This is a genomic window from Plectonema radiosum NIES-515, assembly GCF_025753815.1.
GTDB classification, from domain to species: Bacteria; Cyanobacteriota; Cyanobacteriia; order Cyanobacteriales; family Nostocaceae; genus Hassallia; species Hassallia radiosum_A.
The window spans coordinates 1-9,668 of record NZ_JAOWRF010000161.1 but is presented as its reverse complement, the minus strand read 5'-3'; the positions used below and the strand labels follow the sequence as shown (position 1 = coordinate 9,668).

8 protein-coding genes are annotated in these 9,668 nt (G+C 43.7%); 2 read left to right on the top strand and 6 right to left on the bottom strand.

The features are described from left to right. Positions 1-405 precede the first annotated feature (405 nt). The gene (locus OGM63_RS10925; RefSeq protein ID WP_263745557.1) at positions 406-795 is read left to right on the top strand and encodes a VOC family protein; all 390 of its coding nucleotides are present in this window, start codon (positions 406-408) and stop codon (positions 793-795) included. Between the two features lie 71 nt (positions 796-866). Here the strand turns inward: OGM63_RS10925 and OGM63_RS10920 are convergent, their stop codons facing one another. The 3 genes from OGM63_RS10920 to OGM63_RS10910 are packed head-to-tail and all read right to left on the bottom strand — an operon-like array spanning position 867 to position 3,707. Then, positions 867-2,480: an NAD(P)/FAD-dependent oxidoreductase gene (locus OGM63_RS10920; protein WP_318528446.1), complete on the bottom strand. Its 1,614-nt coding sequence runs from the start codon at positions 2,478-2,480 to the stop codon at positions 867-869. 15 nt (positions 2,481-2,495) lie between these two features. Then, positions 2,496-3,560, bottom strand: coding sequence for a potassium channel family protein (locus OGM63_RS10915; protein WP_263745556.1), 1,065 nt, complete (start codon positions 3,558-3,560; stop codon positions 2,496-2,498). A 6-nt stretch (positions 3,561-3,566) separates the two neighbouring features. Then, positions 3,567-3,707: a hypothetical protein gene (locus OGM63_RS10910; RefSeq protein ID WP_263745555.1), complete on the bottom strand. Its 141-nt coding sequence runs from the start codon at positions 3,705-3,707 to the stop codon at positions 3,567-3,569. A 112-nt stretch (positions 3,708-3,819) separates the two neighbouring features. Between OGM63_RS10910 and OGM63_RS10905 the strand changes: the two genes are divergently transcribed. Then, a complete protein-coding gene (locus tag OGM63_RS10905) occupies positions 3,820-5,094 on the top strand; it encodes an aspartate aminotransferase family protein (protein ID WP_263745554.1) in 1,275 nt (424 codons plus the stop codon). Positions 5,095-5,669: 575 nt separating this feature from the next. Here the strand turns inward: OGM63_RS10905 and OGM63_RS10900 are convergent. The 3 genes from OGM63_RS10900 to larB form a co-directional block, all read right to left on the bottom strand. Next, complete coding sequence (locus OGM63_RS10900) at positions 5,670-6,584, bottom strand: hypothetical protein (protein WP_263745553.1); 915 nt, start codon at positions 6,582-6,584, stop codon at positions 5,670-5,672. Positions 6,585-6,820: 236 nt separating this feature from the next. Beyond that, positions 6,821-8,227 carry a galactose oxidase early set domain-containing protein gene (locus OGM63_RS10895; RefSeq protein WP_263745552.1) on the bottom strand — a complete coding sequence of 469 codons (1,407 nt, stop codon included), beginning with the start codon at positions 8,225-8,227 and terminating at the stop codon, positions 6,821-6,823. 463 nt (positions 8,228-8,690) lie between these two features. Further along, on the bottom strand, positions 8,691-9,479 hold the full coding sequence (larB, locus tag OGM63_RS10890) for a nickel pincer cofactor biosynthesis protein LarB (RefSeq protein ID WP_263745551.1): 789 nt from the start codon (positions 9,477-9,479) through the stop codon (positions 8,691-8,693). Positions 9,480-9,668: the final 189 nt, after the last annotated feature.

Genomic DNA, 9,668 nt, shown 5'->3' with positions numbered 1-9,668 from the left:
CAACGAATTGATTTGTTCAAGAGATTAAATAAATCATATCGTAAACAAGCGTTGCGAAGTGGGGGTTTATCCCCCCGTAGCAACATCAGTTTAGAATCCTCCGGTTTCTAACCGGGGGAGATATCAAAAAGTTAAATAGGGATTAAAGAAAGTCTCTTTTTTTGCTTATTAACATTAATAAAAACACCCAAACCCTAGTAAAGACGTTCCAGTAAAGACGTTCCAGTAAAGACGTTCCAGTAAAGACGTTCCAGTGGAACGTCTCTACAATATGTGTGATTTACCATAAATTGTATTAATTAAATAATTTAACAGGTTTTGTTTTGAGCTATTAGGGTAAGATTGATTTGCGATGACACAAAATGCCAGCCTTAAGGCGATCGCACGCATACAGGGAGCAAAGCCATGAAATTTGGTTACACAGTTATTTGGGTAGATGACGTAGTTAAAACCGTCGAGTTTTATGAAAAAGCCTTTGGTTTGGTTCGTCGCACTCTCCGGGAGAAGGGTGAGTCTATCTGGGCAGAATTAGAAACAGGTAGCACCACGCTTGCTTTCTCCTCAAGCAACGAAGCGAAGAAGTTATTTCCCAGCGGTTGTCATCCCAACAACTCGGCACAACCTCCTGCATCAATTCAACTATCATTCGTTACCCCTGACGTTGGAACCGCTTACATGAAAGCAATTGGTGCTGGTGCCAAAGGATTAGATGTACCAAAATCCCAACCTGGAGGACACACAATCGCTCGTGTGCGCGATCCAAATGGTGTGCTTGTATCTTTGGTTAGTGGATAGTGGTTAGTGGTTAGTCGTTAGTGGGTAGTAGTTACTAGAACAACCAACAACCAACAACCAACAACCAACAACTAATGACTAATTTGAATTATCGTTTTCGAGGTAACTTTTGCTACCTGATTTTTCCCACGCGGTTTGCCGATGGTGAGAGCATAGTTAAGTGCTAACAACCTCAACCACAACCCAGGATTTTGGGTTTCTAGCCAAGGCTGGATTCGCTTGAGGAAGCGGGGAAACCATCGAATGAGTAAAGCGCTATTTAGGGCATAACGACCAAAATTAAAATAGTTACCCAACCACCTGATTAAATCCTTTGGTCCTGCAAGTTGCCAAATCCACAGCAACAATGCCGGATTTGTGCGAGCTGCTTTTAATGCTAAACGATTAAAGGTGAGCCAATCGCATCTATCTTTGATGAAATTATCTGCCACTTCTAGGGGTTCGTCTGCTAATAGCCCAAAGAAAGTATTCAACATTGAGTTAATCCGTTGGGGTGGTAAAAATTTCCCAGTGGGAACCATCATTCCTTTGGAAAATAACCAAGTTACGGAAACATTACTTTGGTAAGCGCTAATTTGGTTCAGGTGTCGGAAACTGAGCAAATCATGTTTGAGAGCGGTGTCTAGAAGTGTTGTTAAGCGTTCTAAGTTGCGAACTAAAGAACCAAAGCCGGTAAAAACAAGGGGGGATTGGAGAGAAGCGGCGTCACCGATCGCTAATAATCGATCAAAAGCAACTTTGCGATCGCCATTCCCAATACTAAAATATCCCGGTATATATCCAAATGTCGGTTTTTTCCACACGAGCTTGTCCATATCGCATCGTCGATACTCTGGCAAAATCGTGAAAAAGTCCTCGTACATTTCCAACAGCGAACCGGGATTTTGCCGATTTACTTCGTGGTAATGAAATAAATAAATCGTCAGTTCTTCACCAGCTCCGGGAAATAACTCCCAAATCAACTGCCTTCCCCGCGAAATATCCCCGTGGCTGTTGAGAACGTCGCCATACTGCGAATCCCACACCCCTGGCTCAAATCCACCTTCAATTACTGCTCCCACCGTTGGGCAAACACTGTCAAAAGCACGACCACCATTTAATTGCCAAGCGATCGGTGAAGCAGTTCCCATCGCATCCACCAGCACTCGTCCACTCACTTGCTTCTCAGTTTGACTAGGTAAATGCTTGACATTCATCACTACTTGTGTCCTACTAATATCTGCACGGATAAACTCTGTCTCATCCCAGATTTCACCGCCAGCGGCTCGCAATTTTTGCCCGCATAGTTGCAGCCATTTATCAGAATTCAAGGCGACATTTAGCACTGTGGGAGTGTGCAATATAGGCGATCGCAATTTCTCCGGATTATTACCATCAAAAAACTTATTAAATCCGTCTTTGTACTCCCGTGCAATAATAGATTCTACCTCAGCAGGAGTCACCAAACCCAAGTTAATCAAACTTTGGATTTCATCACGGGAAATATTCCATTCCCGATTCATCCTTCCAAAAGGCAATCTCTCCACTAACAGCACCTTATACCCCAGTTGCGCCATCACCGCCGCATGAATCGCGCCTAAAGCACCACCAATATAGATCAAATCGTAGGTAGGAGAGGAGGAGGGGGAGAGGGGGGGAGTGGGGGAAGGGGGGAAAGAATTACTATTTTTCTCCTTATCCCCCACTCCCCCTTGTCCCCATCAGCTATTTTTCGGTTTACGCACTTTCTGAGAACCAATTGGTCCGATAATTTGATTTAGACTACGCAATTGTTCAGCTGTACCCATGCAAATCAGCAAATCTCCAGGTAATAAAATAGTATCGCCAGTGGGACCGCCGATGAGAGTGCCATCGGTGCGACGAATTGCCAAAACTAATGCCCCAGTTTGCGATCGCAATCTTGCTTTTTGCAAAGTTTCACCGAGATACGGACAAATTGCCGGATCGAGCAAAACTTCTTCCATGTATAATTGTCGGTCTGCCCCTGTGAGAATACCATCTACAAAATCCATTACCTGCGGTCTGAGGGCAGATGCTGCCATTCTTTTACCCCCAGTAATGTAAGGAGAAATCACCGCATCAGCACCACCACGTTGTAATTTTTGCACAGCTTCTTCTGTACTAGCGCGGGCGATCGCTCGGATATTGGGATTCAGTGTTTTTGCTGAAAGTACTACGTATAAATTTTCTGCATCTGAAGGCAGCGCTGCGACAATGCAAATTGCCCGCTCAATGCCAACCTTATAGAGAGTTTCATCTAAGGTGGCATCACCTTGGTATAATGTAAAACCTTCAGATTGTGCTTTTCGCACCGATTCAATCTGCGAATCAATAATTACAAAAGGTACACCTTCTGCCCGAAACTCTTTGGCAATTTGACGACCAGTCCGACTAAATCCACAAAGTATATAATGTTCTGACAAAGATTCCATTAGGCGTCGCTGTTGTCGTAATCGAATTCCTTCTTGAAAGTAACCTTGAATTAACGCTTCTGTAAATCTATTGACGATGTAACCGATTGTTACGACACCCATTAAAATTAAGGCGATCGTAAATAAGCGTCCTCGGCTTCCTAAGGGGTGTGTCTCACCATAGCCCACAGTAGCCAAGGTAATCACCGTCATATAAGCTGCATCTTGCCAACTCCACTTTTCTACTAAGCTGTACCATAAAGTCCCAATGATAAAGACACCACCGAGGGCAGCGGTTCCTGCCATCAACTCTTTTTGGATGCGACGATATTTTTGCTCAAGCGTTGAATACACAGTTTTTCACCACTGACACTCCTTTGGAGAATTGGTCATTGGGCATTGGGCATTGGTAATTGGAAAAAAAGAATTATCTTCTTGTCCCCCTTGTCCCCCTTGTCCTCCTTGTCCCCCTTGTCCCCTTGTCTCCCCATGTCTCCCCATCTCCCCACTCTCCAATGCCCAATTCCCAAATAATAAGAAATTTTCAAAATTTTCTATCAAACTAGTAAATAACTATAGGATGAAAAACTTTCACTTCTAGGCAAGCGTAATTATGCAGACTTTAAAACAAGCGACAATACCTCCACAGTCAGATTCTGTACAATCTACTCCCTTTGATACAGATAGCTTTAATCAAGTCGTCATGTCCACTTATGCGCGGTTTCCCCTAGCCCTAGAAAAAGGCGCAGGATGCCGCGTTTGGGATACGCAAGGGCGGGAATATCTGGATTTTGTGGCGGGAATTGCCACTTGCACTTTAGGACATGCTCATCCTGCCTTAATAGAAGCGGTGACAAAGCAAATTCAAAAGTTGCACCACGTTTCTAATTTGTATTACATCCCCGAACAGGGTGAATTAGCAAAATGGATCGTTGAACATTCTTGTAGCGATCGCGCATTTTTCTGCAATTCCGGGGCAGAAGCAAATGAAGCTGCTATCAAACTTGCGCGAAAATACGCACATACTGTGTTGCAAATTGAAAAACCGATCATCTTAACAGCTCATGCCAGTTTCCACGGAAGAACTTTGGCGACAGTTACCGCTACCGGACAGCCGAAGTATCAAAAACACTTCGATCCATTAGTGCCGGGATTCCACTATGTACCTTACAACGATATTGCCGCAGTCGAAGCCGCAATTAGCGAACTTGATGAAGGTGATTATCGCGTAGCAGCGATTTTAATCGAGCCATTGCAGGGAGAAGGTGGTGTGCGTCCGGGTGAGGTTGCTTACTTCCAAAAATTGCGGAAAATATGCGATGAAACCGGCATTTTGCTGATTTTCGATGAAGTGCAAGTCGGTATGGGACGCACTGGAAAATTATGGGGTTACGAACATCTTGGGGTCGAGCCAGATATTTTCACTAGCGCTAAAGGCTTAGGTGGTGGTATCCCCATCGGCGCAATGATGAGCAAGTCATTTTGCGATGTTTTCCAACCTGGAGAACATGCTAGCACCTTTGGTGGTAATCCCTTTGCCTGTGGAGTCGCGCTCTCGGTTTGTCAGACATTGGTTCATGAGAATATTTTACAGAATGTGCAGGATCGGGGGGAACAATTAAGAAATGGATTGAGAGCGATCGCTCTTCAATATCCCCATATAATTACCGAAGTACGCGGTTGGGGTTTAATCGACGGAATGGAGTTGCAACCAGACATTCAGCTAACCGCTGCCGATATCGTTAAAGCAGCTATGGATGAAGGCTTATTGCTCGTAGCAGCAGGACCCAAAGTTCTCCGCTTTGTTCCACCCTTGATTGTGACAGAAAAAGAAGTCGAAACAGCTATGCTTGCTCTCGATAAAGCGATCGCAACTGTTACGGCGTAGACAAGGAGTGCAAATCAGTTGATAGTAATTAGTGGTAAGCTGAAAAACATCTAATTTGCATAACCGAATTAAACATAACTCTTGTGGGGTAGACCGAAAAGCCATTGGTGTCAACTTAACGTAAAAGTTATGTCCCCCAAGGAACTGAAGTTCCTTGCTAATAGCGAAACTCATCTCAAGATGACTAAATATCCCTAAAAATATTTAGTCTACTAAAGTAGACTTTAGCTATTAGCCTTGAACTTTAGTTCAAAGCGGGTGACGAAGCCAACAGTTAAGCTATTTCTCGCTGAAGTTGACATCAATGGCAACATGAGCGCACTAATTATGCAATTTAAATGTGGAACAGCTTAGTAGTTAGTTTTGACTATTAACTACTAATCACTAATAGACATCTCCGAAAATTAAATATGCGTTATCCAAACCCCAAGAGACGCGAAATTTCGCGTCTCTACATTGTTTTCCGGAGATGTCTAATAGACATAGGTGTAGAAATTAATTATGCCTTGCCCTAAACCCTTGTAGAGACGTAAGCTAGCTACGTCTCTACGTATGACTCTGGAGATGTCTAATGCCTAGGGTATGGTAATTGCGGAAACGTTGAACCCTTTTCCTATCCTCTTTATTTCTCCAGTCTTGGGATCGATGCTGTGCAGGTAAAAAGGATATTCTTGATGCCTGAGAGCACCCAAGCCATACAATTGATTGGATGCACCGCAAACCAAACCAATGAAACCATTATTCCACGGCTGACCGTTGAAGCTCAATTTGGTTAATTGCTCTTGACCAATTTGGAATACACTGGTTTCGCCTGTATTTTCAGTTGCGATCCCATAAAAAGTTTCCTCTGGACATTGAGCTACAGCAGTTACCCGCTTTTGGTCAGGTATTTTGTCTCTATCTGTAATATTACCTGTATCGGGATTAATCGTTACAATTCTCGAAGGTGGTGTTCCATTTATTTTGCCGACTAGACCAACTACTGAGCCATCTTTCAAGCCTAGTAAACTGCGAAGTGCCTCGTTGTTTTTTAGTCCGGAGACAGCCACGCTTTTTGGTGAATCACTTAAAAATATCAAGCGAACGCTTTGCTTGTTTTTCTTACCAGGATCGATATTAGTAGCCGTGACTACAAATCTGCCATCTTTTAAAGATACAAAACCGCTCACTTGTTCACCAGTCTCCAAAATCGGTGGGGTCGTCAGTACGGTTTTCACCTCTTGACTCCCGACATCAAAAGACTCTACGACAATTGTCTGCAAAGCGGATGGCACAATATCTGCGGTTGCGCTTTCATCAGAGAGGTCAGTAGTATCTGAGTTGAGGTCGGCTGAGGTATCGGGGGAGCTGATATTTCCAGGTCGTGCACCCAAGATTACCGTGCTTGGCTTTTGTGCAAGGATTTTGTTTGTAAACAGCCCTGTGGCAGTTCCAGCGGTGGCTAGCACCGCCAACTGCCCAAATTGTCTGCGTGTTAATATCAGTTTCATATTTGACTCCAAAAATTAATTGCCAGCGAACCATTGTTGTGACGCTTATTGTTCTATCAACATTGGCTGATACTGAGCGTGAATTTTGAATTTAATTGCTAATTGTGGGGCAGTGCGTCTTCTCCCTCAGAGAAAAGCGCTTCTCCAAGGGGGTTTCCCCCATGAGTGACTGGTGAAGAGCGAAAGGTGATTGTGATAAATGCTAAGAGGCATTAGGCATTAGCCGGCACAGAGCATTATGTTAATTGAATCCATTTAGCCACCGAGGGAACGTTATTGTTATCAACAATAAACACCATGTAGTAGCCAGGAGGTGCTATGTTGCGATTAGCTGTGATTTGAACACTCAGAGAACTGCTAGTCCTAGAAGAAATGGGCAGGTCTACTAGCCGTTGTTCTGTATCTAGACCATGAGTGGGTGCCATTGGTCTAATTAGATGAACCCATTTGATGTTCGCAGCTTGGCTTGTTTGGATCGTGATTATCGCATTGTAGTTTGTGGTCGCAGGAGCACTACTGATAGTGGGTCTTGTTTGCGACATGTAAGCGGGACTATAAATTTCTATCCGCGATTCATAAGAACTACGATTAGGATTTCCCCCTGCTGTAACGACTCTGCCATCCGGTAACAGCACCGCTACAGAATGATATACGCGACCGTTAACTGTTGGTGTTTCTACTAGTGTCCAGGCATTGGTTGCTGGGTTGTAAATTTCCGCTGGCAGCGTTGATTGTGATACATCCTCTTCCGCTCTGCTGCCATTACACACAAATACCGTGCGATCGGGCAACAAAACTGCATTGTGGTGCATCCTGGGATTATTTAGATACGGCGCTGCGGTATAAGTGGGAGTACTAGCGTTGAGATTTACAATATTGACTCGGTTGGTTGCCGTACCTCCACCCCCACCAATAATCATCACTTTTTGGTCTTGAGCTGGTGGTAGCAACACGCTGGCAGCTTGGTTGCCGTTATCTGGAAATTCCAACCCACCCACGGACTGTTCTGCGATCGCTTGATTAAATCTTGACGGTAAAGTGAGAATTCTTGGTGACACACCATTGTTACTCCCCAGTTGAGCACCCGTGTAAAAAAGTCTGCCACTACTCAACAAGACGAGGTGGGCATAAAGGGCAAAAGCACTGGTTTGCTGTGTAAAAATATTCCAACCAGTAGAACTGTTAAAAATTTCCGGGTTGCGGTCGAGGTTGCCATTTATATCCAAACCCGACAAAGCAAAGATCCTACCATTACCCAGCGTTAATACGGTAGGATACCAGCGTCCTCTATACATTGATGCCACCTTGCTCCATTGCCCAGTGGTAAAATTGAATACAAAACTATCTTGAATACCTTTGAATGGGTCATATTGCAGAGTGCCACCTGCAACAAACAATTGCCCATTAGAGCGAAACGACTGAGCAGCGCAGAAAACATCAATGGGGTTGCCATTACTATCTAGTGGAACCGTAGGAGTGGAGAAGATACCGCTGTTTACATCCCAAAGTGCGACACCTCTAGCGGAATTTGCTACATTAGTCGGATCGTTACCCGAACCAGCAAAGAACAATATTTTACCTGTTCTTCCTAAAGCCGCATGGATAGGATTAATCGGACACGTAGACGATACTTGCCAGGTCATTTTATTTATTTTATTTATTTTATTTATTTGTAAAAAAATAATATCATGACCGTTTAATTGCCGATAATATCTAACTTTATCTGATAGCAAAGTTAATATTTTTTAGCTTTATTTAATCTAATGCAGAGCGCTTTCTGCAAGGAGCACCCAAACCAAATCTGGAAGGTTTTTCGCTCTTTGGCTTTGCTGCTCATATCATGCATAAAGTAGCAAATCAATGCCGCTTAAAAATAAAAGATAAAAGTTAAAAAAACTATATAAAAACAATGAAGATAATTCAATCTGCTTGGTGTTAAGGATTTTTGGTATTGATTTTAGACCTGTAGAGACGCGATCGTCCGAAGTCTCTACACTCGTATTTGGGCTGAACTTAACGGTATTGGAATATAATTCATCGATACGTAAAAAATAATGCTCGATCCTCCGATGCTTTTTGAAGCTTCTTGATTACGAGCATCTAAATTTATTTATGTGGGTTGTTAATTTTTATCTGATTCGCAGTCCGCAAAATCTGTCCTGCCAAAACTGCGGCACCAAAGCCATTATCAATATTCACTACCCCTACTCCCGCAGCACATGAATTGAGCATTGTCAAGAGAGGCGCTAACCCACCAAAACTTGCACCGTAACCGATGCTAGTGGGAACGGCAATTACCGGACAATCTGCCAAACCCGCGACTACACTGGGTAAAGCGCCTTCCATCCCTGCCACGACAATTAACACCGAAGCTGAATCGATGACATGGCGATTATCTAGCAAGCGGTGAATACCAGCAACACCGACATCCCAGAGCCGTTCTACGTGGAAACCAAAAAGTTCAGCGGTGACAGCAGCTTCTTCAGCCACAGGTAGATCGGCAGTACCAGCCGAAAGAATGCCAATATTACCAGAATACTGAGGTTCGATAGTCGCGGTGATTATAGCACAAATTCGCGCCATATCGAAGTATCGCAAATCTGGAATTTTTGCTTTAAGTTCGGTATAAACTTCTGGTTCAATTCGCGTAGCCATCACTACCGGGTTTTGATGGTGCATCACTTCCATAATTTGAGCAATTTGAGATGGAGTTTTGCCAAGTCCCCAAATTACCTCTGGGAAACCGGTTCGGAGTTGACGATGGTGGTCGATTTTGGCAAATTCACCAACTGGCTCATAAGTCAAGTTTTTCAGTTTGTCTAAGGCTACATTTGGTGTAACGTTACCATTAGCAACAGATTCTAAGAGCGATCGCAAATCTTTTTCATCAGTCATTGGTCATTGGTCATTGATAATTGGTAATTGATAATTGGGAACGCGGTAATTGATAATTGGGAACGCGGTAGTTATTTCCATTCCCCACTCCCCACTCCCCATTCCCCATTCCCCACTCCCCCTTCCCCCCCCCCCATCCCCCCTTCCCCAATTTGTAACTTTCAATTCGTAAAAGTTCCAAAATGGAAC